This window comes from Marinobacter sp. P4B1 (assembly GCF_001447135.1).
GTDB lineage: Bacteria > Pseudomonadota > Gammaproteobacteria > Pseudomonadales > Oleiphilaceae > Marinobacter > Marinobacter vinifirmus.
Genome location: NZ_LLXM01000015.1, coordinates 1,154,737 through 1,181,363, shown reverse-complemented (window position 1 = coordinate 1,181,363; position 26,627 = coordinate 1,154,737). Strand labels below are relative to the sequence as shown.

The following is a 26,627-nucleotide window of genomic DNA, read 5'->3' as shown; positions in this document are numbered from 1 at the left end:
GATCAGGAGCCTGCGATGGAGAAAATGGCCCAGCCACCAACATCTTCAACCGTGTTGGTTTCCTCCAGGGCGAATCCAGCATCCGCCTTCACCTGATAGCGGTACAGCACGCCCTCTTCATCCAGGCCAAACAGCACCGGCTGCTCGCCGTCGGTTACCGAGAGCGACACCAGGTGCTTGACCTCGGAGCGCCCCAGCACCTTGGCGCTGGCCAGGTCCACCGCCCACACTTCCTCGGCGCCATTTTTGTGGCTGCCGTTGTAGGCTTCGGAATGCATGGTTACGAACAGCACCTTATGGGCCTCGTTGTAGGCCACCACATCCACACCACCGGGGGCCCACTGGCCTTCAGTGCCTTCCGTGAAGGATTTCTGGCTGATCAGGCGAGGCGCTTTGTCGCTGTCCGAAACCCGGTAAACAGTGCCGAAGAAGGAGACAAACAGCAGCTCATCACCGGCCCGCTTGCCGACAATAAATACCGGGTCCTTGTCCGGATCAAAGATCTTGTCACTGCTGTCCGGCGAGCCGAACCGGCCATCCGCAGCGAGGGAAAAGCTCTGGAAACGGCCATCCCCACAGACCGTGGTGAACTTCACCGAATCCGCAGCCGGGAACACGCCGAAGCAACCTGGTGTTGGTACTTCCTGCAGAACACTGCCAGTCTCAAGGTCTACCACCGTCACGGAGGTAGCCGGTGTGGCGTTCTGGATAAAGGCGTAGCGGTCGTCGTGAGAGATCTTCAGGATGGCGTTGGACGGGGCTACCTGAGCTGCTTTTTCAGGCACCACCACTTCCCGAAGCAGACTCAGGGTAGACACATCAAACTCCTGAAGTACGGACTCGGTCGGGCCGTATGTGATCCGCTTAGCGTAATGAGACAGGCTGTAAAGACGGGAAAAATCACTATTGGCGACCATCTGACCAACAATGCCAAAGCTCAGGTTTCCTTTAACACTGAGGTCGTCCTGGGAGAGCACAACGGTCTGGCTTGACCCATCCCAACTCTGGTCCAATACAAACAGATTCGGCCCGGGCTGAATCCGTTCCTCAACCGTAAGCACTTCCGGCACAAATTTATCGGCCGCCTGGACGGTTCCTGAAATCAGAACACCTGCCAGCGCAGCGAGGGCAAACCTTGTACTGAGCATATGAAAACCTCCGAGTGTAGGGAAAGGGCGTTGGTACGCTCCTGATTCGGAGATGAGCACAAGGTGTGCCAGATTGGCCTTTTCTTGAAATCAGGGCAGTAGCTGATCAAAGAACAAGCACATTGGCGGAATTTCGATCTGACACTGAGAAATATCTGTATATCAGAGAGTTAAATCGCACTAAAACAGGGCCGAAGGCTCTTAGAAAGTGCGAGCTATAAGCGCTTAGTATCGTTAGATCGCCATTCAAGACTAAGACCTACTACACTGGCACATATCATCGTTTTTCAACGCCTAAAGGAACGCCGATGGACCTCACCGCCTACCTCAAACTCATGGCCGACAAAGGTGCCTCCGATCTCTACCTCTCCACCGGAGCCCCGGTGATGATGAAAGTCGAAGGCCACACTGCCCCCATCACCCAGAAGCACCTTCCAGCGGGCGCCGTGAAGGAACTGGCGTACTCGATCATGAAAGACAAGCAGCGGGCGGAGTTCGAGAAGTCGCTGGAGCTGGATATGGCGGTGGGGCTGGCCAATATCGGGCGATTCCGGGTGAACGTGCTCTGGCAGCGGGGCGAAGTGAGCATGGTGATTCGCCACCTGAAAACCGAGATTCCGTCCATCGATACCCTTGGCCTGCCAAAGATTCTCGAGAAGCTGATTATGGAACCCCGGGGGCTGATTCTGGTGGTGGGTTCCACCGGCTCTGGTAAGTCCACCACCCTGGCCTCGATGCTGGATTATCGAAATAACCACACCACCGGCCACATTCTCACCATTGAAGACCCCATCGAATACACCCACACCCACAAGCAGAGTGTTGTGAACCAGCGGGAGGTGGGCGTAGACACTCACTCCTATAGCGAAGCCCTGCGCCGGGCCATGCGCGAGGCACCGGATGTGATCATGATCGGTGAAATCCGCGACCGTGAAACCATGAAGCAAGCCCTCACCTATGCGGAAACCGGGCACCTGTGCATATCCACCCTGCATGCCAGCAACGTAGACCAGACCATGCGCCGGATCGTGAACTTCTTCCCGGAGCATGCCCACAAAGAGCTGTTTATGGACCTGAGCCTGCACCTGAAAGCCGTGGTGGCCCAACGGTTGTTGAAAGGCAAAGATGGCAAGCGCTGCGCAGCGGTCGAAGTGATGCTCGCAAGCCCCTACATCAAGGACATCATCAATAAAGGCGAAGTTGAGGGCATTACCGAAGTCATGGAGAAGAGCCAGCAGCAGGGTATGAAGACCTTCGACCAGGCCATCATGGACCTTTACCACCAGGGCAAGATCACCGAAGACACCGCGCTGGCCAACGCCGATTCCCGCCACAACCTGGAAGTGAAAATCCGGCTGGAAAAAGGCAGCCTCGCCGGCAACTCCGACAGCCTGACCTTCGACAGAGACTGACACAAAAAAGCCCCCGAACCAGGCTGCTCGGTGTCGTGAGCAACCAGGCCGGGGGCAGGCTGTGAACCTGATCAGTTCAGTGCAGCGTCAAATCAGATCTTGGTCATGCGCAGGTAAGGACGCAGTTCGTTCCAGCCCTGCGGGAAGATATCCTTCGCCTCTTCATTGGAGATGGACGGCGGGATAATCACATCGCCACCCTTGCGCCAGTCCGCCGGCAGGGCAACCTTGCTGGCATCGGCTGTCTGCAGCGCGTCGATAACACGCAGGATTTCGTCAAAGTTACGACCAACCGCCATCGGGTACGTCAGGGTCAGGCGGACTTTCTTGGCCGGATCAATGATGAACACGCTGCGTACGGCGGCGGTTTCGCTCTCACCCGGGTGAATCATGTCGTACAGCTGGGCAATCTTGTGGTCTTCGTCGGCAACGATCGGGAACTGCAGGTCACAGCTCTGGGTATCGTTTACGTCGTCAATCCACTTCATGTGCTCGTCTACAGAGTCGGTAGACAGGCCAAGCGGCTTCACGTTGCGGGCCGCAAACTCCTGGGCCAGCTGGGCAGTACGGCCCATTTCAGTGGTACATACCGGAGTGAAGTCAGCGGGGTGGCTGAAGAAGAACACCCAGGAATCACCAGCCCACTCATGGAAGCTGATCGCGCCTTTGGTGGTGTCTACTTTGAAGTCCGGAGCGGTTTCGCCAAGACGGATGGACATAATCTTTCTCCTGTCGGTTTGCCAGATAGTTGGCTTTGTTTGACTACAAGGCCAGAGTATCCGGCCACACCTCTTATATCAAAAAGAATATATCTATAGTTCCATTAGTTTTAACAAAATGAAAACTGGACACACGCTTTAATGGTGCTCGTCCAGATCCTCATAGCCGGTGATCATAGGCTTGATGTGGCTGGTCAGGGTTTTGCCCATCGTCGTCATGTACACATGGGCAATGATGAACACCAGCATGGCGAAGGCCGCGCCAGTGTGCACCAGGGCCACGGTTTCCAGCTCCAGGGCGCCGGCCAGGGTTGCCGGCCAGTCGTTGTAGAACAGGTATAACAGCCCGGACACCCAGATAATCGGCGAGATCACCACCTTGAAAAACAGGTACGCCAGCCGCTGCAGCGGGTTGTGCTTGGCCTTGGAGGTTTTCTTGTAAGGATGGGAGGCACCGGTGAAGGTGCCAATCAGGTAATAGTGCATGACCGCGAACAAACCATCACGGGTCGGGATGTACTGGCGCCATTCACCGGTGGTGAAATGCCAGAAAATGGCAAACACCCAAAGCACAATCAACGCCCAGGCCGCCAGGGTATGTACCTGCACCGCGGTGCTGAACCGCATCACCTCATAGGTACCGTGAATGGCGAACCCGGTAAACAGCAGCACGAAGATCAGCAGCGCCTGGCTCCAGTGCCAGAAGCGCTCAAAGCGTTTGAACATCAATACCCGGCTCATTGCCCTTTCCTCCCGCTGAACACGATCCGCGCCATGGCATGCACCAGTACCGCAAACAGCGTGGCCGCCACCAGCAACCACCCTATCCGGTCAAGCCACACGTTGCTGTGATGGCCCGGCATGTAGATGCCACCCAACCCCGCCAGCCGGCTTTCGGCCTTGTGGCAGCTACCGCATTTCACCGCATCGTTAGCCGGCGCCACCATATGGGTGATCGGCCAGTGCATGGTGGTTTCAATAAAGTCGAACTGGCCGCTGTATGGCATGCCAGACATGTCGCTGCCGGCCTGCAGGGCTTTCTCCCAGTTGAAATTGCTCCAGAGAGAGCTATCGTCTGCCCCGAATACGTGAGTGGCCAGCAGGGCTTGCCGCTCGGTATCAAACGGCTGCTTGCCCCGCATCACCTTGAACGGCCAGATGCGGGATTTGCCGTCATCCGGGCCGCCTTCCACCTTGTTGATGGCCACCGGCGGATTATCAATGTCCAGCGGGTCACCAGCCAGGGTGTACTGCACAGTGCCATCAAACCAGGCGTATTCCGGCACCACATTCTCGCCATGGCGGAAATCGCCTTTCTCACTCAGATAACTGGGATGGCCGTTTTCATCCAGTTCCTTAACAGGCTTTCCATCGTCATCCAGCCGGCCCGCCGTCGACCAGTCCCACCAGGTTTTGGTCGCCACGCCACCCCGGGCAAAGGCCGGGATGTGGCAGCTCTGGCAGGCAAGTTTATCTACGTGATCGTTCAGCTTGGGCTTATCGTGGGGCGCAAGGCCATGGCACGACTCACAACTGGCCCGGGAGAAATCGGTATGGCCCGGCACATCGATGCCCAGGGTATCCCGGGCATTGGCCTGGTATCGGCTACCGGATACCGCATGGCCCATGGTGGTGTGGCAATCCGAACAGCCAAAGTTCAGGCCGTCCGGAGACATATGCACATCCAGTTCTTTCGGCGGGTTGATCAGTGAGGAGTCGAGGTCCCCATGCTTCACGCCATCTGCACCGCCACCATGGAAATGACAGCTACCGCAATTGGCCCGGCCACTGGCGCCCACGTTCTGGGCGATGTGCTCAAGGTCCGGCGGCATTACCATCTTGCCACTGCCCTTAGGCCATTCCCGGGGAATTGAAGTCGGGTAACCTGCCAGCGTAGGGAACTTCCAGTAGTCGCCGGTGGTGTCATGACAAACCAGGCAATCCACGGCATTCTCCGCCTGCGGGGGCGGCTGGTTCATATCCTGCCAGCCATAGCCCACGTGGCAGGAGGTGCAGCGGGGCTCGTTGGTGACCGCCATGCCGCAAAAACTGTTGATCACCTTGCTCTTGCCCAGTACCTGCCCGGTTTTCTCGTGGTCGTAGAGCCAGGTCCAGTGGGTAGTCCCCCGAATCTGCTCGCCGGCCTCGGTGTGACACTGCAGGCAGGCGGCAGTGACATCTTCGGCCTTTTCGAAAGGCCCCTGTAACGCATTGAATTTGCTGTGGTCGGCCGTGGTGGGCGATTTCTCCAAAGCCATAGCCGGTAGCGCCAGAAACAGGCACAGCACGGCGGCCCAACCATGCCATGTGCGCCAAACCATCCTTTGTGCATCCTTGTTCATAGCAATCACCCGCCCATCCCGAAGACCTGCCTGTAAGTTTAGCCCGCTATCTGACGCTTGCAGGCCTACCTGATTGAGACTTAAGCAAGATCAATCTATGCCACCTATCATCAACGAACAGTGACAATGTCACTGAACCGCAGAATTCGACGCGTCTATATTGATCAGGAAGACAAACTTAAAAGGAGCACACCCATGTCGAATGTACTCAAGGTTTTTACCCTCGCAATGCTCGTAGCCCTGGCCCCCGCCCACGCCATGGCCGAGAAGCAAAAAGACAACCGCGCCAACAAGGGCAACAACGTAGACGAAGTACTGGTAATCCTGTCCAGCGACTCCAACCAGACCCAGGGCATGGCCATGGTACTGGCCAACACCATGGCCGAGCAGGGTGCCAGGGTGAACGTACTGCTGTGCGACGAAGCCGGCGACCTGGCCCTGAAGTCCTATGAAGCCGAGGCCCTGGCGCCTAAAAATGTGACCCCGGGGCAGATGCTCCGCGGCCTGCTGAAAGCCGGTGGTACCGCCAACGTATGCGCCCTGTACCTGCCCAACAGCGAGTACGGCAAGGACGATCTGATCGACGGCGTTGGCGTTGCCATGCCCCCGCAAATGGCCGGCCAGATGCTGGATCGCAAAATCCGCACATTCAGTTTCTGATGGAATAAGACAGATCAGGGTGCCCGCCATGGCGGGCACCCGAACAATCACGGACGGTAGATCTTTTCAGGATTAGCCTTGGATGCCCAGGGCAGGCCGGAATTCTGCCAGCCGTTCACCACGCGCATTCCCTTCTTCTCGCCTTCTTTCGCAGTGCTACCCTGGAAGCCGTTGTCCACGTACTTCACATTGGTAAAACCCTTTCCCAGCAGATAGTCGGCACTGGGTTTACCACGGGCAGAGCCAGAGCGGCACATGGTCACGATCAGCGAGTCACGATCCAGGCCCTTGGCTTCCAGCGCGGCATCTACCTCAGCCACGAAGTTCTCGTTCAGGTCCATGGCAAAAACCTGCTTCTCGTCGTTGAAGCGGGTGCGGTCTACCAGTTGGAACGGGATGTTCTGGTCCACCGCATCGGTGAAGCCGATGAACATGATCTCCACCGGATCCCGAACGTCGATGAACAGCATTTCATCGCCCTGTTCCTGAACCATTTTATAGGTGTCTTCCGGCGTCAGTGACAACGCCTCCTCTGCCTGGGCTCCGGCCACCATACCGAAAGCCAGTAACGTCGTTAACATGAACTTCTTCATCACACTCTCCTGAGGCTTTCCAAGTTTCACCACGAGATTAACGATATAACCATGACTTGGACAGCCAACAGGCACGCCAAACTCGCGGCGAAATGTCGCACCCGAAGCCCGGTTGTCATGACAAAAAACATAAATTGACGACCGTCAATTTCGCTGCCGACTGTTACCAATAGTTCGTGCAGTTACCGGGTGGTTTGTTAGCTTTAGTAGAGGGAGACCAACTTGTCTCATAAGGAGAGAACGATGATCAAACGCCCCCTGGTAAAAGCCCTGGCCATAAGCCTTGGTATGATGGCCGGCTCCGCAATGGCCGACGACCTGATGGATCGTGCCAATAGCATGTTCGAGCCAATCCCGAAGTATCCCCCGGTTATCGACGGCAATGAACTGACCCAGGCCAAGGTTGAACTGGGCAAGATGCTGTTCTTTGAACCGCGCCTGTCTTCCAGCCACCTGATCAGCTGTAACACCTGCCACAACGTAGGCCTGGGCGGCGATGACGAATTGCCCACCTCTATCGGCCACGGCTGGCAGAAAGGCCCCCGTAACTCTCCGACCGTGTTCAACGCGGTGTTCAACGCAGCACAGTTCTGGGATGGCCGCGCCGCAGACCTGGCCGAACAGGCGAAAGGGCCGGTACAGGCCGGTGTTGAGATGAGCAGCACCCCGGATCGCGTGGTTTCCACCCTCAAGAGCATGCCCGAGTATATCGAACGCTTCGAAGATGCCTTCCCGGGCCAGGACAACCCGGTCACCTTCGATAACATGGCAGTCGCCATCGAAGCCTATGAAGCAACGCTGATCACACCGGAAGCGCCTTTCGACAAATACCTGCGCGGCAACTCCGAGGCCCTGAACGAGAAGGAAAAAGAAGGCCTGGCCCTGTTTATGGACCGCGGCTGCACCGCCTGCCACAGTGGCGTGAACCTCGGCGGCCAGAACTACTATCCGTTCGGCCTGGTCGCCAAGCCCGGTGCCGAAATCCTTCCCGCCGGCGACAAAGGTCGCTTCTCCGTAACCGAAACCGCCTCTGACGAGTATGTGTTCCGGGCAGCACCACTGCGCAACATCGAACTGACCGCGCCGTATTTCCACTCTGGTGCCGTCTGAAGCCTGGAAGAAGCCGTTGCGGTTATGGGCACTGCCCAGCTGGGTACCGAGCTGAACGACAGCGAAGTGAAATCCATCGTGGCGTTCCTCAAAACCCTGACCGGCAACATTCCGGAGGTCACCTATCCGGTGCTGCCGCCGAGCACTGCTGACACTCCCAAGCCGGTGGACATGATTCCGTAATTACCGGGTTCGTTCCCCCTGCCAAGGCGCGCCACCCGGCGCGCCTTTTTTGTGCCTGTGTCCCACCCGCTGCGGCAACTACCCACCTTCGTCCGGTTGCGCCCGCTCTGTTAAGCAAGCTATCGTCTGTCTTTTCCTGACTCAGACGAGGGGCTATGAATCCGACCATTGAACTCCTGAAATCCCACCGTTCCATCCGCAAGTTCAAGGATCAACAGATTCCCCGGGAGCTGTTTGAAGAACTGATCCGCGCCGGCCAGTGTGCCGCCACCTCCAACCACGTGCAGGCCTACACCATTATTCACGTGGTCAATCCGGAAAAGCGGAAGAAGCTGGCTGAACTGGCCGGCGGCCAGGCCTATATCGAAACCTGTTCGGACTTCCTGGTGTTCTGTGCCGATATGAAGCGCGCTACGGAATCCGCCGAGAAAGCCGGTGCCGAGGTGGTCCGGGGCATGACCGAGCAGCTGCTGGTGGCCAGCGTTGACGCCGCACTGATCGCCCAGAATGTTGTGGTGGCAGCTGAATCCGAAGGGCTGGGCATCTGCTACATCGGCGGCATTCGCAACAACCCGCAGGAAGTGAGCGAACTGCTCAACCTGCCGGAGCATGTGTACCCGGTATTTGGCCTGTGCCTCGGCTACCCGGACCAGGATCCGGAAGTGAAACCACGTCTGCCCCTGGCCGCCATCCTGAAACAAGACGCCTACGACGATTCTGACGATGAAGCCCTGGTGGCCAGCTTTGACGACACCATGCACCAGTACTACCAGGAGCGCACCGGCGGCAACAAGGACACCAACTGGTCCGAGCAGCTGAAGCCGCTGTTTACCAGCAAGCTCCGGCCGCACATGAAGGATTTCCTGAACAAGCGGGGCTTCGGGGTTAAATAACCCCTCCCTCAGGCGTCCTCAAGGATGAGGACCACCAGCTCTTTCGGGCCATGGGCCCCATAGGCAAGCACCTGCTCAATGTCCGCCGTCTTGGACGGGCCTGAAACCAGCAACAGGTTCGTGGGCAGACCCGAGGACCAGTTGTGCTTCTGCATCATGCCGTACAGGTTGTCTTCCACTTCACTGGCCTTGAGCAGGGCAATGTGCAGCGGCGGTAGCAGGCTCATCAGGCGCGGCTCATGGCGATCCGGCCACAGCACCAGTGAACCGGTGGCAGCAATCCCGCCCACCGTACCCGTCACGCTGGCGTCCACCTGCCAGAACAGTTCCTCCTTCCATTCCTCAATGGGGCGGTCATAGACCAACAGCTCCGGTCTGGGCTCCGCACGCTGCCAGTGCTCCGCCAGCTGCTTGCCGTGCTCGGTACCCGGGGCATAGAGCACATTCTTCAGACCGCGACTTTCCAGCAATTCCTGAACCTTGGCGGGCCATTGCTCAGTCGTCAGCTGGTGGATTTCGGTGTGCACCGCTTCCATCAGCGAACGCAGGCGGGTAATCCGGTCCTCCGGCGCATACTGCCAGGGGCGGGTCACCAGGCCCTCATCGAAATCATCCGGCCGGGGGGTGGTGCCGGCCAGGCCGGCACGGAGCTTGTTCAGAATGTTACTGCGGGCGCTCATCGCTGATCCCCCTGGTTCAAATGGGCTTTGGCCAGGTCATGCAAAGACCGGCGAGCCGGCACCGGCGCCGAGTGGTTCTCGGTCCAGGGGCCGACGTTTTTCGGTGCCAGTTTGCCAAAACGGGTCGCGCCCCACAGGAACAGGCGGTAAAACACCGGCGACGTATTCAGGCTGGCCCAGAAGCGCCAGATCGCCCGCTCCTTGCGGGAATATTTGGCGCCACCGTCTTTCACTTTCGGCTGTTCGGCGGGGCTTTTCACGTTTTCCTGGCGCAAGCGCTGCAGCATTTCCGGGATCGGAATCTTCACCGGGCACACTTCGCCACAGGCGCCACACAAGGAGGACGCGCTGGGATGATCCGGCACCTTGTGCAACCCGACCATGTGCGGCGTAATAATCTTGCCGATCGGCCCCGGATACACTTCACCGTAGGTGTGGCCACCCACCCGGGTATACACCGGGCAGTGGTTCATGCACGCGCCGCAACGGATGCAGTTCAGGGTCTGGCGCAGCTGGGCATCGGCGAAGGCGCCGCTGCGCCCATTGTCCAGCAGCACCAGATGCACTTCTTCCGGGCCATCCAGCTCATCCGCCTTGCGCGGGCCGGAAATCATGTTCACGTAGGTAGTGATCGGCTGGCCCAATGCGGAGCGGGTCAGCAACGACAACAGGGGCACCACGTCCCGCAGGTTTTCCACCACCTTTTCGATACCGGTGACCGCAATGTGCACCGGCGGCGCCGTGGTGCTCATGCGGCCATTGCCTTCGTTTTCCACCAGCAGCAAGGTGCCGGTTTCGGCAATGGCGAAGTTGACGCCAGACACCCCGACATCCGCTTCCAGAAATTTCTGGCGCAGGGTGCGCCGGCCAATCTGGATCAGCTCGTTCACATCCTCGGTCTCATCCACGCCCAGTTTGTCGTGGAACAGTTTGGAGACCTGAAAGCGGTTCTTGTGAATCGCAGGCATGATGATGTGGGACGGCTTTTCGCCATCCAGTTGGACGATGTACTCGCCCATGTCGGACTCCAGGCACTCGATATTGCGGTCGGCCAGGTAGTCGTTCATCTCCATTTCTTCGCTGACCATGGACTTGCCCTTCACCACCTGAGAGCCTTGCTTCGCCTCGATGATGGAATGGACAATCCGGTTGGCCTCTTCGGTGGTCTCGGCCCAGTGGACCTTGATGCCGTTTTCGGTAAGTTTGGCTTCCAGCTGCTCCAGCAGATCCGGCAGCTGCGACAAGGCCCGGGCCTTGATGTGATTACCCAGCTCCCGCAGGCCTTCGCGTTCTTCCTCGTCCGGGAAGGCATCGGCCCGCTTCTGCATCAGCGAATCCATGGCGACGCGGAAGTTGGTGCGCAGCTGGTCGTCGGCCAGGGCGCCCACCGCGCGGCCACGGAAGCTGTCGGTGAGGTTTTTTACCGGTATACGCTGGCTCATGGTTTTACCTCTCCGCTTACCCGCTCCCACAGGAAGCTGGCCAGGTGCCGGCCCCGGAACGCCTGTTGCTGTTTTTCCAGGGAGCCGTTGATGTTGAGCAGGCAGCCACCATCGGCGGTCACCATTTCCACCGCCCCGGATTCCCGCAGTGCGCGGGTTTTGTCCAGCACCATGGCGCCGGAGACTTCCGGCATGCGCACGGAGAAAGTGCCGCCGAATCCGCAACATTCGCTTTCGTGGTCGTGGTCCAGCCGCTCGACGTTCGCCAGCTTGCCCAGCAACTCCCGGGCGTGCAGGTGGGTGTTCATTTCCCGACGGGCGGAACAGGAGGTGTGCAGGGCAATCTGCGTGGGCTGACCGAGATCCTGCCAGTCTACCTTGCATACGTGCAGCAGAAACTCGGTCAGCTCGAAGGTACGCTCGGCCAGGTCATCCACACGCTTGAGGGTATCCGGCTCTTCCGCAAACACTTCCCGGTAGTGCTGCCGGAACATGCCGGCACAGGAGCCCGAGGGGACTACCACCGGCAAGCCGTTGTCGAGCAGGTTGAGCTGTGCCCGCGCCACCTCCCGGGCCTCATTCACGTAGCCGGAAGTCCAGGCCGGCTGGCCGCAGCAGGATTGCTCCTGCGGAAAGTGCACCCGAATGCCTTCCCGTTCCAGCAGGCGGATGGCATCCAGGCCGGCCTCGGGAAAGAAAAGGTCCACCACGCAGGTGCCGAACAGCGTGACCTCGGCCGGCTTGGCCGGATACGTTCGTGGCCTGGGTCGCTCAGGAGCCACGCGGGTGGCATTTGGGGCGGCGTCGTAGAACAGCTCACTCATCAGTCATTGTCTCCGGGTTCTGGGGGCTGCGGAGCAGCCCTGCCCGTTGTTTCAGATCAGTTCATCAAAGGGTCGGTAACGCCCAAAGCATAGGCTGCCACCAGGGCAACTACACCGGTCATTACAAGATAGTAGATGGTCGGGCGAATGGTTTTCCGAAGCGTCTGCCCTTCACGACCCAGCAAACCCACTGTGGCAGAGGCCGCAACCACGTTGTGAATCGCAATCATGTTACCGGCAGCCGCACCAACAGCCTGCACCGCCACCATCAGTGCCGTAGACAACCCGAGGCCCTGGGCAACACCAAACTGGAACTGGCTGAACATCATGTTCGATACGGTATTGGAGCCGGCAAGGAAAGCACCCAACGCACCGACCATAGGCGCCAGGAAGGGATAGATGCCGCCCACAGAATCCGCCACCCAGGTGGCCATGGCCAGCGGCATGCTTGGCAGGTCGGCCAGGTTGACGCCGGAGTTGATCATGATCCGCACCATCGGAATGGTGAACAGCAGTACAAAACCCGCGCTGAGCAACACCCCGCCCGACTCTTTCAGGGCTTCACCCATGGCCCGGGTGCTCATTCGGTGGATGAAGAAGGTGGCTATCACCACCATCACCAGAATGCCGCCAGGCAGATACAGTGGCTGCACACCGGCGCTGACACCGGCCTCACCCAGAATGTTCGAGAAGGATACGCCAATGCTGACGAAGAAGTCTTTCACCGGCTCCACGGTGCGGCTGATCACCAGAATCGCACCCATCAGAACATACGGTAACCAGGCACGAAAGCCACTCATGGGGTGGGCGGCGATGTCTTCCAGTTTCATTTCCAGCTTGCCAACCCACTCGGCCGGCCAGTCTTCACGCCCGGCAAAGTCCCAGGTTTTCTTCGGAATCAGAAAGCCTTTCCTGGCCGCAAACGTGACAATCGCCAGGCCGATCAGGCCGCCCAGCAACGACGGGAACTCCGGCCCCAGCAGCATACCGGTGATAACGTAGGGCACCACGAAGGCGACGCCGGCAAACAGGGCAAACGGCAACACTTCCAGACCTTCCATCCAGCTTTTGTTGCGACCGAAGAAGCGAGTCATCATAACGGCCATCAACACGGGCATGAACACGCCCACAACACCGTGGGTCACGACCACTTCAGAAGTGATCAGCTGCAGGTAGGCGTCCCAATCAGAACCATTGGCCAACAACTGGCCGGAAATGGTCGCCTGGTCAAGGCCGGTGGTAACCCCCACAATGATAGGCGTACCCACCGCGCCAAACGAGACCGGCGTGCTCTGCACCATCATGCCCAGCATAACCGCAGCCATGGCCGGAAAGCCGACAGCTACCAGCAACGGCGCCACAATAGCTGCCGGCGTACCAAACCCTGAGGCCCCTTCGATAAAGCTGCCAAACAACCAGACGATAATGATGGCCTGAATGCGGCGGTCTGGCGTGATATTAGTGAAACCTGAACGGATGGTAGCAATAGCACCGGAGTGCTTCAGGGTGTTCAGCAGCAGGATGGCGCCGAAAATAATCCACAACACGCCGATGGTGATCACAAGCCCTTGCAGGGTAGAGGCGACAATCCGGTTGAAGGTCATGTCCCAGGCTGTATAGCCGAGGACGGCCGTAGCCAGGAAAACAACGGGCATCGCGTTGCGGGCGGGCCAGCGCAATCCAAGTAACAGAACCCCGGCCAGCAGGATGGGGGCAAATGCCAACAGGGCGAGTAATCCGGATGACATGATGTTCTCCAGCGTTTTCTTGTTAGTTGATACTTTTGATCAATTGGTATTACCAATTTACAAAAAGAGGTAGGACACATTATTTGAGCAACCCTCTATCTGTCAAAATGACCCTTTAAGACTTTAGTCTTAAGGGCTTGTAAAAACCCCCGAAAAACAGGTACAAACAAGCATTAAATATTTTTGGTCAGACCAATTTTAAATGCGGGAACCAACATGCCGATTAACCACATTGCACCCAGGCGACTGGCCGACACCATCGTGGAACAACTGGAAACCATGATTCTGGAAGGCACTCTAAAGCCCGGCCAGCGGCTGCCGCCGGAGCGGGTGTTGGCAGAACAGTTCGGGGTGTCCCGACCTTCCCTGCGTGAAGCCGTGCAAAGGCTGGCCGCCAAAGGTCTGCTGACCAGTCGGCAGGGAGGCGGGAATTTCGTAACAGAAAGTCTGGGCTCCAGCTTCAGTGACCCGCTGGTCCTGCTACTGGAGAATCGCCCTGAAGCCCATCGGGATTTACTGGAGTTTCGCCGCACACTCGAAGCAGACTGCGCCTATTACGCGGCCCAACGTGCCACCGAGGTAGACCAGGAACTGCTCACCCGGGCATGGCAGGAACTGGACAATTGCTACCGGTCACCCAGCGAGGAAAATATCGAGCGGGAAGGTGCCGCAGATGCCGGCTTCCATATGGCTATCGCCGAAGCCAGCCACAACGTAGTGCTGCTGCACACCATGCGCAACCTGTTTAATCTCCTGAAAAAAGACATCGTGACCAATATCGGTGGCATGTACTCAAAAGACGCGGCCACCCGTCAGGGCCTGATTGAGCAACACCAAGCGCTGTTCTCCGCAATTATGGAAGGTCGGGCGGAAGACGCCAGGGCCATTGCGGGGGAACACATCGGCTTTGTGCAGCAAGCGATTTCGGCGCATTCAGAAAGTGAACGCCGGCGGGAGAGGGCCGTGCGCCGGGGCAGCACCCGACAATCCGGGTGAGCAGAAAGAAAAAAGCACCGGGGCAAGCCCGGTGCAAAGACTGACAACATCGGAGGAAAGCGGAACCACTCAGTCGCTGACGGGCGTTTCCTTGATCGCCGCACGCATACGGCGGCGCAGAATCGGGCCCACCAGGTACGGCAGCGCCAGGCCAAGGCCGGCAAAAATCCACAGCCCCATTGCCAGCGGGCTGCCCCACAGAATGCTCCACTCACCGTCTGACAACACCATGGCGTGGGCCAGGTTCTTCTCCATCTCCGGCCCCAGCAACAGGCCCAGGATGATCGGCACCAGCGGTATTTCCAGCTTGCGCAGGAAGTAACCGGCCACACCGAAGGCCACCATGAAGTACAGGTCAAACGCACTGTGGCTGATCGAGTAGATACCGACAAAAGCCACCATGGTCACGATCGGCAACAGGTACATGGGCGGTACCGACAGCAGCTTCACAAAGAAGCCCACCAGCGGAATGTTCAGCACCAGCAACAGCAGGTTGCCAATCAGCAGCGCCGCAATCACGCCCCAGACAATGTCGGCATTCTGGGTGAACATCAGCGGTCCCGGAGTAATGTTGAGGGAGATCAGCATGGCCAGCAGCACCGCCGTGGTTCCACTACCCGGCACACCCAGGGTCAGCATGGGCACCAGCGCGCCGGAAGACGCCCCGTTGTTACCCGCCTCCGGAGCAACCACACCCCGGATATCACCCTCGCCAAACTTGCCCTTCTTGCCGATCACCTGCTTTTCCAGGGTATAGCTGATAAAGCTCCCCAGAGACGCACCGGCACCAGGCAGAACACCGGAGATAAAGCCCAGTACACCACCCCGGATCTGGGTAGGAATGGTACTGACGATTTCCTTGAAGCTCAGGCTCAGTTTACCCACAGACATCTTGTCGCGCCCACTGCCCATGCGATGCTCTACGAAGAACAACAGCTCCGAAATCGCAAATAAACCGACAATCGCCAGGATGAAATCGATGCCTTCATACAGCTCCAGCACACCGAAGGTGTAACGCTGGGTGCCGGTCGAGATATCGATACCCACGGTAGAGATCATGATACCAAGCGCAGCAGCAATCACCGTTTTCATCGGGTTCTTACCGGTAATGCCGCCCAGGGTGGCAAACGCCAGCAGGAACAGGGCGAAGTATTCAGCCGGACCAAAACTCAGCGCAAACCGGGCCAGTACCGGTGCCAGCATGATCAAACCAATGGTACCGATCAGGCCACCGGCGAAAGACGCCACCGCCGAGATAGCCAATGCGTCCGCAGCACGCCCGTTCCGGGCCATGGGATAGCCGTCCAGGCAAGTCATCATGGCAGGCTCATCACCCGGAATATTCAGCAGGATGGAGGAAATCCGCCCGCCATACATCGCCCCCGCATACACCGAGGTAAGCAGGATCATCGCGGTTTCCGGCGGCAGCCCCAGGGTAAACGCCAGGGGAATCAGGATTGCAACACCGTTTGCCGGGCCCAGTCCGGGCAAGCAGCCAATCAGGGTGCCCACAAAGGCGCCGAACAGCGCATACATCAGATTATTGAGGGTCAGCGCGACCGCAAAACCCTCCATCAGATAACCAAGCGTTTCCATCACTGCACCTCCAGCAAGCCGGCCGGCAAGCTCAGAGACAGGCCGTAGTTAAACAGAACAAACACCACGATGGCGCTCAACAGGCCGGTAATAAACGCCGGCTTCGGGTTCGCCCCCATCCGCCAGCTCAGTGTGCCAACCGCCATCGTCGTCGCAATGACAAAGCCCAGGGGCTCCAGCAGCATCGCATAGGCCACCAGCACCACCAGTGATACCACCAGTTCCAGTGCCGACTTGCCAACCGGCCACTGGGCGTCCGGGTCCGGTTTTACCATCAGGTACAGGCTGCCAACTACCAGCACCACCGACAGAATGGTCGGAAAAGTTTCGGGGCCTACCGCTTCCGCGCCACCGAAAGGCTCGGGCCACTGCTGGGCAACCCAGCCATAGGCAACGGCAAGTACCAGCAGGCCCAGGCCGAGAATACGATCACCAAGGCCCGTCATTTCAGCAACCCGATTTCACGTGAGAGGGTTTCAATGTCCTTTACCTGGGCCTGAACAAAGGCCTCAAACTCGCCCGCCGGCGGGTGGAAAGGAATCAGGCCGTTGTTCTTCATCACCTTCTTCCACTGATCACTGGCATACAGGGTGTTCAGCGCATCGACCCAGTATTCCCGGGCACCTTCCTCGGCGCCTTTGGGCATATAGAAACCGCGCCAGTTCGGACCCACCGCATCAATCCCCTGCTCTTTCGCAGTCGGGAGATCAGCAAACTCACCGGGCAGACGCTCTTCGGCCAGCACTGCCAGCACCCGCAAATCACCGGACTTCATGAACCCGGTGGCTTCGGACAGATCACCGGTGAAGGCATCAACCTGCCCGCCCACAACCTGGCTCATGGCTTCACCGCCATTGTTGTATGACAGATAGGGCACAGACGGCAGCTTCTCCGCACCGGCAGCCTTGGCAGCAATCAGAACCTTCAGGTGATCCCAGCCACCCCGGGCACTGCCGCCGGCAAACTTCACCGACTTCGGATTCTCCTTAACCGCCGCCAGCAGCTCGTTCAGGTTCTGGTAGCGGGAATCCTTACCCACAGCAATGATGCCGTAATCGGCACCCAGGGCGCCGATCCAGGTCACCATGTCAGCGGTCATACCCGGGAACTGTTTCTGTGCCAGGCGGGTTGTTGTTGCGGTGGATGCGGCCACCAGCAGCTTGCTGTCTTCCGCCCGCTTGCTGACCGTGTGGGCATAGGCAACACCTCCGCCGGCACCGGCCATGTTCACGGTCTGCACACTGCCACTGACCAGATCGAGCTCCTGCATCACATTACCCACACTGCGACAGGTGAAATCCCAGCCACCGCCCGGGTCGGCAGGCGCCAGGCATTCGACTTTGCCGGAGGGTTGCCAGGCCATGGCCGAGAAAGAGACAGCCGCAGCGGCTACAAAAGACAGAGTTCGTTTGATCAACATGGTTGTTGCCTCGTGAGTTTGTTTTTGTGCGGGCTCCCGAAACACTTGTGCAGACAGGGCGTCGGAACAGGCGGCCACCGGAAGCAGCTTGAGGCAGGTTAAAAGTTGAGCAGGGCAGTCTTGAAGTTTGTGTGCGTAAAGCCTTTAAAGAGTAAAAAAACCATTTTGTTCATAAAGGGCACGGGTGTATCCGGCCCTGATGCATTACTCTGGATACCATAACGAAAAGAACCCGATTCAGACCCAGCATGCGCAAAACCCGACTGAAAACCCGGATGATCCTGACTCTGGGGCTGGCTGGCATCATCCAGACCCTGCTGGTGGGCGGCATCGCCGGCTATTACCTTAGCCAGTCCCTGTATGAGGAGACGGAGCAACGTGCGCTGATGGTAGCGAGAACCGTTGCCGCTGCCCCCTCGGTCATCGCCGGCATCAACCGCCGGGACATTCCTGCCCTGAACCGAACCACCTCGCGCCTGACCGCCACCAACCAGGCACTGTTTGTTGTGATCGGAGACAGGCAGGCGTTGCGCCTGGCTCACCCGGACCCCACACGACTCGGCCGCTCGATGGCCGATGACGACGGAGACTATGGCCGGCGCGCCCTGGAAGACGGCGAATCCTATGTGGCCCGCGCCAGGGGTAGCCTGGGCGAATCCATGCGGGCCAAGGCCCCGGTGATCGATCCGGAAACCGGCCGCATTATCGGCATTGTCTCGGTGGGTTACAGCCTTGAGCAGGTCGACGCCACCATCCAGCGCTACAACCTGGTGTTTTATGGAGTGATCGGGCTGATGATCCTGGCGACGGTGATCTCCGCGATCGTTATCTCCAACCGGTTCAAGAAGGCCATTTTCGGACTTGAGCCGGAAGAAATTGCCCGCCGGTTCCGAGAGCAGGAAGCCACCCTCCAATCCGTGCGTGAAGGCATCATTGCCGTCAATCGGGACGGCGTAATCACCATGGCTAACCGGGCCGCCTGTGCCAATCTGGACTTGCCTGGAGAAACCGAACTCGCCAGCCGCCCCATCCTTGAAATTCTGCCGGAAAGTACCCTGCTGTCTGTGCTGGAAACCCGGAAGCCAGACTTTGACCGGGAAGTCTGGCTACGGGGCCGGAAAATGGTGGTGAACCGCCTGCCGGTGCGCCAGAACAACGAAGTGATCGGCGTGGTAACCAGCTTCCGGCCCAGTGACGAACTGCACCAGGTCAGCCAGCAGCTTACCCGCATCCAGCAGTACGCCGACACGCTGCGCAGCCAGACCCACGAATACTCCAACAAGCTGCACACCATTGCCGGCCTGATCCAGATCGGTGCGACCGACGAAGCCCTCACGTTGATCGGAAGCGAAGTCAGCGACCACCAGTCCTTGCTGAAACTGCTGCTGGAAGCCGTACCCGACCCAGTCATTGCCGGCTGCCTGCTGGGCAAGTACAACCGGGCGAGGGAAATGGGGCTGAACCTGGACATAGATCCGGACAGCGCCATGGAAGATATTCCAGCCAACCTGCCCCGGGAACAGCTGGTCAGCGTGCTCGGCAACCTGATCGACAATGCCCTTGAAGCAACCCGCCAACATACCGGCGAGAATGGCCGGGTACGCCTGTCGATGACGGACCTTGGCGATGAGCTGATCTTCGAGATCGAGGACCAGGGCCCCGGCGTACCCGATGCCGTCCAGCAGACCATTTTCGAGCGCGGCGTCAGCGGCAAGGGCGAAGACCATGGCATCGGGCTGTACCTGGTACAACAGTTCCTGAATCGCTGGGGTGGCTCGGTCACCATTGAAAACCTGCCCGCCGGCGGTAGCCGGTTTACACTGTATTTGCCAAAGTATCAGGAAGAAGGAGAAAGCCTGTGATGCCTGTCAGGCTTCTGATCGTTGAAGACGACCGCAAGATTGCAGAGATCCAGCGCCGTTTTATCGAGCGGATGGAGATGGTGGAACTCTGCGGCATCGCCCACACCCTGGCCGATGCCCGGGATCAGGCTGACATCCTGGAGCCGGACCTGATTCTGCTTGATGTCTACTTTCCCGATGGCAATGGGCTGGACCTGCTGCGGGAACTCCGGGCGGCCAACAGTCGCAGTGACGTTATCCTGATCACCGCAGCCAAGGAAGTGGACACTCTGCGCGATGCTTTACGCGGTGGAGTGTTCGATTACATCCTCAAACCCCTGGTGTTCGAACGCCTGCACGAGGCCATCGAACGCTACCGGAGCCACCTCGACAAGCTGTCTGCCCTTGAGCAACTGGGCCAGAGCGAAGTCGATGCCCTGCTGCCCAGGGCCACCTCCGCGCCCGCAAACACCGGCCGCCAACGACTACCCAAAGGCATAGACGGCCTGACCCTGGACAAGGTTCGTGATCTTCTGCCACAACGCAGCCGCTGGAATGCAGAAGACATGGGCGCCGAGATGGGCGCGTCCCGAACCACGGCACGCCGTTACCTGGAATACCTGGTGGGCACTGGCGAACTCAGCGCCGAAGTAGCCTACGGTTCAGTTGGCCGGCCGGAGCGCCAGTACCTGCCGAAGAGCTGACGTGCCCTGTTCTGGCCAGACCTAAAAAAACCGGGGAAGAACCCCGGCTGAAGTAATCACACGATGCACCAACACAATGCATTGTCCTGATGAGTGGTCAGAATAACCGCCCCATGTGACCCTTTCGTGACAATACCGGTTAAGCCGGCAACTTTTCCCAGACGGTCAGCTCCGAGAAGCTGTGCTGGAACTTGTTACGGGTCTCCCGGATCACAAACGGCAGGCTGCGGGGCTCTGTCAGCAGGCGGAAACGGGGCGACAGCCTATCTTTCAGGCCATCGAGGGTGCTGTAGGGTTCGCCATCTTTCAGGAAACCGCCCACCCATTCCTGCTTCGGTGTGTACTCCTCCAGCCAGGTGTAGGGCGAGGCAATCACCAGCAGACCCAGGTCGTTGATGCGTTCGTGGATGGTTTCAAGGAACAGGGACGGCTTGTATAACCGGTCAATCAGGTTGCCCGCCAGCACCAGGTCGTAATCCCGGTAATCGTCACCCAACTCACAGGCGTCACCCTGGTGAAACGCCACCCTGCGCGCCGCGTCTGACAGCCCGAGGGCTTCCAACGAACGCTCCTGATAGCTCACCAGCTCCCCTTCTTCGGGCCTGGCGTAGCGGGCAGCGCCGTCGCATATGACTTCCCGGCACTTGTTGATAAAGGTCTGGGAAAAATCCACGCCGTCTACATGGTCAAAATGCCGGGCCAGTTCAAGCGTGGTCCGGCCTACTGCGCAACCAATATCCAGGGCCCGGCAGGTTTGCCGGCCGTCCAGAGCTTCCATGGCGGCATCCGCCAGCTCTTTCGGAAAGTTCGCCTCGCCATGCCAGCTTTCGCCAAAGTGGAACTCCAGGTACTGGGCCAGGGTGGTGTTGTCTTCGTAGTAGCCGGTCGGCTCCGTCATTGTGTTCTCCTCGTACCGGCAGGTCAGGACTTGCCGGCCAGTTTCGAGTAAAGCGGTTCCACCAGGGGTTTCAGGCCCTTGGCTTCATCAATAAACAGCTGCAGGTGCGGGAAAGGAATCTCGATGCCGGCGTCATCCAGTGCTTCCTTAATCTGCTCCAGCACATCGGCCATGATTCTGGGCTGAACATCCAGGTTATCCGGCGTAATCCAGATTTTCACTTCCAGGTCTACCGAGGAATCGCCCAGGTTTTTCAGTACCACCCGGGGTTCCATACCGGCGCTTTGCAGCACTTCCGGATGCGCCAGCAGCACCGGCATGATCACCTCCCGGGCCGCCTTGGCAGACTCCTTGTAGGCGATGCCCACCGGAATATTCAGCCGGGTCGCGCCCTCGGCACTGTAATTGACGATATCGGAAGACGCCACGCTGTCGTTGGGAATCATGGTGAAAATGTTGTCCCGGGTGCGCAGCCATGTGGTGCGCAGGGCTATCTTGACCACCTTGCCGTCCTGGCCGTTGATGGTCACCCAGTCGCCAATCCGGAATGGCCGTTCGATCAACAGGGTAATGCCGGCAATGAAGTTGGACAGGGTCGATTGAGCCGCAAAGCCCACCGCAATACCGACAATACCGAGCCCGGCCACAATCGACACCACATCAAAGCCAAACTGTGCCAGCACGGTGACCGCCGCAAAGGTAGCGGTAAGCACAGAGAACAGGTTTTCCACCAGCTGCCGGATGGACGGATCCAGCCGGTAGCGGCTCATGGCTTCCCGGATCAGCCGGCCGGCAACCAGCCAGCCCACAAAGAACCCCAAGGCCATCAGCCCGGCCCGGGCCATGGATTTCAGCAATTCCGGCGCCGCCCCGAACTGGGCCATGATCACCAGCAAAGCGCCCAGCCCGAACAGATACCGGATCCCCGTACGGGCATGGTTAAATAACGGATGCTGGGCCCGCTTTTTGCCCACGGCAAAACGCACAATGCTGATCAGCAGGGCGTACACCACCAGAAACAGCCCCAGATACAAGGCCGAAATCAGAAGCTGGCTGAGGGCATGCACCGCCAGTTCCCCCCAGTCCGCCTGGCCATCGCCAAACGCATTCAGGGTGTCGGATACATTCTGTTTTATCTGTTCACGCACAGCGGCAAAGATGCTTTCTGCCATTGAAGGTTCCTTGTACAACGGTTCAGATACCCTGCCTGTAAGGGTAGCCGGTTATGCCATCCCGGGCGTTACAGTACAGACTCTACCGCCTCGATCAGTTGCGGGTCGTCCGGCCGGACCTTGCTGGGGAAACGCTCAACCACCGTCCCGCTGCGGTCCACCACATACTTGGTGAAGTTCCAGCGCGGCTGCTCACTCTGGCGGTTGATTTCCCGGAACACCGGGTTGGCCTGCTCGCCGGTAACCGGCGTGGGCGCAATCATGGTGAAGGTCACCCCGAAGTTCACAAAGCAGACCTTGGCCGCTTCTTCCTCGGTGTCCGCTTCCTGGCGAAAATCATCACTGGCAAAACCGACCACCACCAGGCCCCGGTCTTTATATTGCTGGTGCAACGCCTCCAGCCCTTCAAACTGTCCGGTATAACCGCAACGGCTGGCGGTATTAACCACCAGCATGGGCTGGCCCGCCGCCACCTCGCAAAGATTAACGGAATCCCGGGAATGCAGCTTGCGCTGCTCGTGGTCCAGGAATTCCGGGCAAGACTGGGCAGCCGCCGAAGAGGCAAAGCCCAGAAACACAACCAAACTCACACACTGCATCAGCACCCTACGCATGATCTTTCCTCCTGTTGTCTGGCCGGTATATACGAACCAGAGCGCCAGACTGTTCATGCACTTTAGCACTTGCAGGGAAATCCGGCCCCGCTACCGTGCCAGCCCTTGAAGAAACCGGCCCGAACCATCATTGTTTATTGATCACTATCGATAGTCCTTCAGAATCCCGGAGCTCCATGTCCATTAAACCCGATTTTTCCCTGCTCGAACTGGCCTCCGTCCGCGAAGGCGATTCCGTCTCCACCACCCTGGCCAACAGCGTGGCCTATGCCCAGCATGCCGAGAAGCTTGGTTTCAAGCGTTTCTGGCTGGCCGAGCATCACAACATGGAAGGCATCACCAGTTCTGCCACCTCGGTACTGGTGGGCCACATTGCCGGCAAGACCGAGAGCATCCGCGTCGGTTCCGGTGGCGTGATGCTGCCCAACCACCCGCCCCTGGTGATTGCTGAACAGTTCGGCACCCTGGAATGCCTGTACCCGGGCCGCATTGACCTGGGCCTTGGCCGGGCGCCGGGGACTGACCAGATTACCGCCCGGGCACTGCGCCGGGAGGGGCTGGGCGCGGAACAGTTCCCCGAAGATGTTGCCCGCCTGCAAACCCTGCTCGGGCCGCTGCAGCCGGGCCAGCCGGTCAAAGCCATTCCCGGCGCCGGCACCAACGTGCCGATCTGGCTGCTTGGCTCCAGCCTGTACAGCGCCCAGCTAGCCGCCATGCGCGGGCTGCCCTACGCCTTTGCCGGCCACTTTGCACCGCGCCTGTATCGCGAAGCGCTCAGGGTGTACCGGGATAATTTCCAGCCTTCCGAGCAGCTGCAGCAGCCCTACGCCATGCTGGCTATTCCGACCGTACCGGCGGACTCCATGGAAGAAGCCAAATTCCTGAGCACCACCAGCTACCAGCGGATTCTGTCGCTGTTCCGTGGCCAGCCGCTGTGGATGAAGCCGCCGGTGGAGTCCATGGATGGCCTGTGGAATGCCGCTGAAGAAGCCGGGGTTAAGGATTTTCTGGGCTTGCAGGTCATCGGTAACGCCGATGACCTGAAACAACAGCTTGACGAACTGCTGTCGGATATCCAGGTGGAGGAGCTGATGTTCACCGTTGATATCTACGAGCCGGCCCAGCGCCGCCACGCCCTCGACATCCTGGCCCAAACCCGGACCTGAACCGACTGACCGAATGCAGGGAGCCTGACATGCCCGAACAACCGTTTTTCGTGTTTCTGTCCCATGGCCTGGAAAGCGGCCCGGGCAGCACCAAGATCCAGGCCCTGAAAGCGGTGGCTGAAGAGTTTGATGGCGTACGCGCCGAGGCCATCGACCACCGCAGCAGCAAAGACCCGGCAGTCCGGCTGGAGCAGATGCGAGCCGCCATGGAAAGTGCCGGCGCGGTGCCGGAGCGGACCATCCTGGCCGGCTCCAGCATGGGTGGCTGGGTGTGCGCCCAGACCAGCGCAATCACACCGGTACTGGGCTGTTTCCTGCTGGCCCCGGCACTGGCGTTGCCGAAATATCCGCAATCGAGCCCGCTGATCGGCGCCCGTTATACCCGCATCATTCATGGCTGGGATGATGATGTCGTACCGGTGATGCCCGTTCTGGAACTGGCCCGTAAGCAGCGCCTCGAAACCCTGGTTCTGCCAGACGGCCACCGGCTGGAGAAAAGTGTCGACAGGGTGGCCCGGGAGTTCCACCGATTCCTCGAAACCTGTCTCAAAAATCCGAATAAAGTCTGAATTCATAGACTTGCGATACCGCGAAACCTGTCGCCAGTGTTTCCTGATTTCGGTCATTTCCTTGCGAAAACCGCTTTGTTTTGCCAGTCTAAAAAAAGGTAACAAGGAATTAACTGAAAAAAAGAGCGGAGACAACGCGATGAACAGCACAAGCAAATTCAGGAAACTGGCGGGTATTTCAGCACTGGCGTTTGCCGGTCTGACCGCAGCCAATGCGGTAAATGCAGCCAACTGGCGCTACGCCCACGAAGAATACGAGGGCGATGTTCAAGACGTTTACGCCTACAAATTCAAGGAATACATCGAAGAGAACTCCGACCACACGCTGCAGGTGTTCCGCTTCGGTGAGCTGGGCGAGTCTGACGACATCATGGAACAGACCCAGGCTGGCATCCTCAACTTCGTGAACCAGTCCCCCGGTTTTACCGGCGCACTGATTCCCGAAGCGCAGATTTTCTTCATTCCGTACCTGATGCCCACCGACATGGACACGGTGATTGAGTTTTTCCGTGAGTCCGAGGCCATCAACGAAGACTTCCCGAAGCTGTACTCCGAGCAGGGCCTGGAACTGCTGAAGATGTACCCGGAAGGTGAATTCGTGGTGACCGTAGACGAGCCGGTCACCTCCCCCGAGGAATTCAAGAACAAGAAGATCCGGGTTATGACCAACCCGCTTCTGTCTGAAACCTATTCTGCCTTCGGTGCCACGCCCACTCCACTGCCCTGGGGTGAAGTGTACGGTGCCCTGCAGACCAACATGATCCAGGGCCAGGAAAACCCGATCTTCTGGATCGAGTCCGGCGGACTGTACGAAGTATCTCCGAACCTGGTCTTCACCGGCCACGGCTGGTTCACCACCGCCATGATGGCGAACCAGGATTTCTACAACGGCCTGTCTGACGAAGACAAGAAGCTGGTGCGAGATGCCGCAGACTTCGCCTTTGAGGAAATCATCGTACACATCGACGGCCTGGCCGACGAAGCCCTTGAGAAGATCAAGGCTGCCAGCGACGAGGTTACCGTTACCCGTCTGAACGAAGAACAGATCGAAGCCTTCCGTGCCCGGGCACCGCAGGTAGAAGAGAAGTTCATCGAGATGACCGGTGAGCAGGGTCAAGAACTGTTGAACCAGTTCAAGGCCGACCTCAAGGCAGTTCAGGAAGACTAACCGGCAGGATTCAGGGGGTGGCCACGGCCACCCCTTGTTGTCCGGCCCTGGTTCAACCCCGCCCCGCCGGGGAATTTACCGGCCGGGAGCGACCTGTTTCGGAGTACCCCATCCATGTCTGAGCGTCCTCAGGAGGCTGTGGAAGACGATACCGGTGCCTACGCATCCGGTTTGCCCGGGTTTCTGGGCACTATTGATGAATGGATTGCCAGGATTGAAGCCGTCATGCTGGCCGGCGGCGTTATCCTCATGGCGGTCAACACCTGCGTTAACGTGATTGCCCGGTTTGTGTTCGGAGAAGGCCTGTTTTTCTCCGGCGAGATCAACCGGATCCTGATTATCCTGATTACCTTTGCCGGCATCGGCTACGCTGCCCGCCATGGCCGCCACATTCGGATGTCTGCCGTTTACGATGCTTTTCCTGCCAAGGGCCGCAAGGCTCTGATGATTTTTATTGCCCTGTTCACGTCCGTGGTGATGTTCTTCCTGTGCTACCACTCCTACGGCTACATCGAAACCCTGTACGGCCGTGGTCGCATTCTGCCGGCGCTGGGCCTGCCCATCTGGTGGATCTACGTCTGGGTACCGGTCGGTTTTGCCATTACCGGCATCCAGTATTTCCTGACCGCCATCAAAAACCTCACCAGCAAAGACGTCTACCTCTCGACGGGTGTGGTGGATGGTTACGCCGATACAGAAACCGAAGTCTGAAGCGCATGAACCCGAACC

25 protein-coding genes and 1 pseudogene are annotated in these 26,627 nt (G+C 58.7%); 11 read left to right on the top strand and 15 right to left on the bottom strand.

What is annotated here, in order from left to right:
* Positions 1–2: 2 nt before the first annotated feature.
* The gene (locus AQ621_RS16955) at positions 3–1,148 is read right to left on the bottom strand and encodes an amine dehydrogenase large subunit (protein ID WP_058342371.1); all 1,146 of its coding nucleotides are present in this window, start codon (positions 1,146–1,148) and stop codon (positions 3–5) included.
* A 308-nt stretch (positions 1,149–1,456) separates the two neighbouring features.
* On the opposite strand from AQ621_RS16955, the gene AQ621_RS16950 reads away from it, so the two are divergent.
* A complete protein-coding gene (locus AQ621_RS16950; protein ID WP_022989579.1) occupies positions 1,457–2,560 on the top strand; it encodes a PilT/PilU family type 4a pilus ATPase in 1,104 nt (367 codons plus the stop codon).
* 92 nt (positions 2,561–2,652) lie between these two features.
* On the opposite strand, the gene AQ621_RS16945 is transcribed toward AQ621_RS16950, so the two are convergent.
* From AQ621_RS16945 to AQ621_RS16935, 3 genes are all read right to left on the bottom strand, one after another.
* Positions 2,653–3,279, bottom strand: coding sequence for a peroxiredoxin (locus AQ621_RS16945; RefSeq protein WP_022989580.1), 627 nt, complete (start codon positions 3,277–3,279; stop codon positions 2,653–2,655).
* A 138-nt stretch (positions 3,280–3,417) separates the two neighbouring features.
* Positions 3,418–4,020 (bottom strand): cytochrome b/b6 domain-containing protein, encoded by a 603-nt coding sequence (locus AQ621_RS16940; protein WP_058342370.1) that lies wholly within the window; start codon positions 4,018–4,020, stop codon positions 3,418–3,420.
* The gene (locus AQ621_RS16935; protein WP_058342369.1) at positions 4,017–5,600 is read right to left on the bottom strand and encodes a tetrathionate reductase family octaheme c-type cytochrome; all 1,584 of its coding nucleotides are present in this window, start codon (positions 5,598–5,600) and stop codon (positions 4,017–4,019) included. The genes AQ621_RS16940 and AQ621_RS16935 overlap by 4 nt, the downstream gene beginning before the upstream one ends.
* Before the next feature lie 216 nt (positions 5,601–5,816).
* Between AQ621_RS16935 and AQ621_RS16930 the strand changes: the two genes are divergently transcribed.
* Entirely contained in the window at positions 5,817–6,281 is a 465-nt protein-coding gene (locus tag AQ621_RS16930; protein WP_094624481.1) for a DsrE family protein, read from the top strand.
* A 47-nt stretch (positions 6,282–6,328) separates the two neighbouring features.
* Here AQ621_RS16930 and AQ621_RS16925 read toward each other — a convergent pair whose 3' ends face one another.
* Positions 6,329–6,874, bottom strand: coding sequence for a rhodanese-like domain-containing protein (locus tag AQ621_RS16925; protein ID WP_058342368.1), 546 nt, complete (start codon positions 6,872–6,874; stop codon positions 6,329–6,331).
* A 243-nt stretch (positions 6,875–7,117) separates the two neighbouring features.
* Here AQ621_RS16925 and AQ621_RS16920 point away from each other — a divergent pair.
* Positions 7,118–8,167: pseudogene (locus tag AQ621_RS16920) on the top strand (cytochrome-c peroxidase).
* Between the two features lie 155 nt (positions 8,168–8,322).
* Complete coding sequence (gene nfsA, locus AQ621_RS16915; protein ID WP_058342367.1) at positions 8,323–9,060, top strand: oxygen-insensitive NADPH nitroreductase; 738 nt, start codon at positions 8,323–8,325, stop codon at positions 9,058–9,060.
* 8 nt (positions 9,061–9,068) lie between these two features.
* On the opposite strand, the gene AQ621_RS16910 is transcribed toward nfsA, so the two are convergent.
* The 4 genes from AQ621_RS16910 to AQ621_RS16895 are packed head-to-tail and all read right to left on the bottom strand — an operon-like array spanning position 9,069 to position 13,754.
* Entirely contained in the window at positions 9,069–9,740 is a 672-nt protein-coding gene (locus AQ621_RS16910) for a LutC/YkgG family protein (protein ID WP_058342366.1), read from the bottom strand.
* Positions 9,737–11,182 (bottom strand): LutB/LldF family L-lactate oxidation iron-sulfur protein, encoded by a 1,446-nt coding sequence (locus AQ621_RS16905; RefSeq protein ID WP_058342365.1) that lies wholly within the window; start codon positions 11,180–11,182, stop codon positions 9,737–9,739. Before AQ621_RS16905 ends, AQ621_RS16910 begins: the two co-directional genes overlap by 4 nt.
* Positions 11,179–12,006 (bottom strand): (Fe-S)-binding protein, encoded by an 828-nt coding sequence (locus tag AQ621_RS16900; protein ID WP_058342364.1) that lies wholly within the window; start codon positions 12,004–12,006, stop codon positions 11,179–11,181. The genes AQ621_RS16905 and AQ621_RS16900 overlap by 4 nt, the downstream gene beginning before the upstream one ends.
* Positions 12,007–12,062: 56 nt before the next feature.
* Positions 12,063–13,754 carry an L-lactate permease gene (locus tag AQ621_RS16895; RefSeq protein WP_036219753.1) on the bottom strand — a complete coding sequence of 564 codons (1,692 nt, stop codon included), beginning with the start codon at positions 13,752–13,754 and terminating at the stop codon, positions 12,063–12,065.
* A gap of 216 nt (positions 13,755–13,970) precedes the next feature.
* On the opposite strand from AQ621_RS16895, the gene AQ621_RS16890 reads away from it, so the two are divergent.
* Positions 13,971–14,750, top strand: a complete 780-nt coding sequence (locus tag AQ621_RS16890) for a GntR family transcriptional regulator (RefSeq protein ID WP_058342363.1) — start codon at positions 13,971–13,973, stop codon at positions 14,748–14,750.
* Between the two features lie 69 nt (positions 14,751–14,819).
* Here the strand turns inward: AQ621_RS16890 and AQ621_RS16885 are convergent, their stop codons facing one another.
* Genes AQ621_RS16885 through AQ621_RS16875 form a run of 3 tightly spaced genes read right to left on the bottom strand, consistent with a single transcriptional unit; the run spans position 14,820 to position 17,766 of the window.
* A complete protein-coding gene (locus AQ621_RS16885; protein WP_058342362.1) occupies positions 14,820–16,346 on the bottom strand; it encodes a tripartite tricarboxylate transporter permease in 1,527 nt (508 codons plus the stop codon).
* Positions 16,346–16,792: a tripartite tricarboxylate transporter TctB family protein gene (locus AQ621_RS16880; protein ID WP_058342361.1), complete on the bottom strand. Its 447-nt coding sequence runs from the start codon at positions 16,790–16,792 to the stop codon at positions 16,346–16,348. The genes AQ621_RS16885 and AQ621_RS16880 overlap by 1 nt, the downstream gene beginning before the upstream one ends.
* Positions 16,789–17,766 (bottom strand): Bug family tripartite tricarboxylate transporter substrate binding protein, encoded by a 978-nt coding sequence (locus AQ621_RS16875; protein WP_022989595.1) that lies wholly within the window; start codon positions 17,764–17,766, stop codon positions 16,789–16,791. Before AQ621_RS16875 ends, AQ621_RS16880 begins: the two co-directional genes overlap by 4 nt.
* Before the next feature lie 248 nt (positions 17,767–18,014).
* Between AQ621_RS16875 and AQ621_RS16870 the strand changes: the two genes are divergently transcribed.
* Together AQ621_RS16870 and AQ621_RS16865 are read left to right on the top strand one after the other, a co-directional pair.
* Positions 18,015–19,628 carry an ATP-binding protein gene (locus AQ621_RS16870; protein ID WP_058342360.1) on the top strand — a complete coding sequence of 538 codons (1,614 nt, stop codon included), beginning with the start codon at positions 18,015–18,017 and terminating at the stop codon, positions 19,626–19,628.
* Positions 19,625–20,311 carry a response regulator gene (locus tag AQ621_RS16865; protein WP_094624472.1) on the top strand — a complete coding sequence of 229 codons (687 nt, stop codon included), beginning with the start codon at positions 19,625–19,627 and terminating at the stop codon, positions 20,309–20,311. The genes AQ621_RS16870 and AQ621_RS16865 overlap by 4 nt, the downstream gene beginning before the upstream one ends.
* Positions 20,312–20,450: 139 nt before the next feature.
* Here AQ621_RS16865 and AQ621_RS16860 read toward each other — a convergent pair whose 3' ends face one another.
* From AQ621_RS16860 to AQ621_RS16850, 3 genes are all read right to left on the bottom strand, one after another.
* A complete protein-coding gene (locus tag AQ621_RS16860) occupies positions 20,451–21,209 on the bottom strand; it encodes a putative 4-mercaptohistidine N1-methyltransferase (protein ID WP_058342358.1) in 759 nt (252 codons plus the stop codon).
* 23 nt (positions 21,210–21,232) lie between these two features.
* Positions 21,233–22,381 (bottom strand): mechanosensitive ion channel family protein, encoded by a 1,149-nt coding sequence (locus AQ621_RS16855; protein WP_058342357.1) that lies wholly within the window; start codon positions 22,379–22,381, stop codon positions 21,233–21,235.
* Positions 22,382–22,449: 68 nt separating this feature from the next.
* Positions 22,450–22,980, bottom strand: coding sequence for a glutathione peroxidase (locus AQ621_RS16850; RefSeq protein ID WP_227508397.1), 531 nt, complete (start codon positions 22,978–22,980; stop codon positions 22,450–22,452).
* A gap of 191 nt (positions 22,981–23,171) precedes the next feature.
* Here AQ621_RS16850 and AQ621_RS16845 point away from each other — a divergent pair, with 191 nt between their 5' ends.
* From AQ621_RS16845 to AQ621_RS16830, 4 genes are all read left to right on the top strand, one after another.
* Positions 23,172–24,161 (top strand): LLM class flavin-dependent oxidoreductase, encoded by a 990-nt coding sequence (locus AQ621_RS16845; RefSeq protein ID WP_058342355.1) that lies wholly within the window; start codon positions 23,172–23,174, stop codon positions 24,159–24,161.
* Positions 24,162–24,190: 29 nt separating this feature from the next.
* A complete protein-coding gene (locus AQ621_RS16840) occupies positions 24,191–24,730 on the top strand; it encodes a YqiA/YcfP family alpha/beta fold hydrolase (protein ID WP_058342354.1) in 540 nt (179 codons plus the stop codon).
* Positions 24,731–24,869: 139 nt separating this feature from the next.
* Complete coding sequence (gene dctP, locus AQ621_RS16835) at positions 24,870–25,898, top strand: TRAP transporter substrate-binding protein (RefSeq protein ID WP_058342353.1); 1,029 nt, start codon at positions 24,870–24,872, stop codon at positions 25,896–25,898.
* Positions 25,899–26,012: 114 nt separating this feature from the next.
* Positions 26,013–26,609 carry a TRAP transporter small permease gene (locus AQ621_RS16830; RefSeq protein ID WP_036219755.1) on the top strand — a complete coding sequence of 199 codons (597 nt, stop codon included), beginning with the start codon at positions 26,013–26,015 and terminating at the stop codon, positions 26,607–26,609.
* Positions 26,610–26,627: the final 18 nt, after the last annotated feature.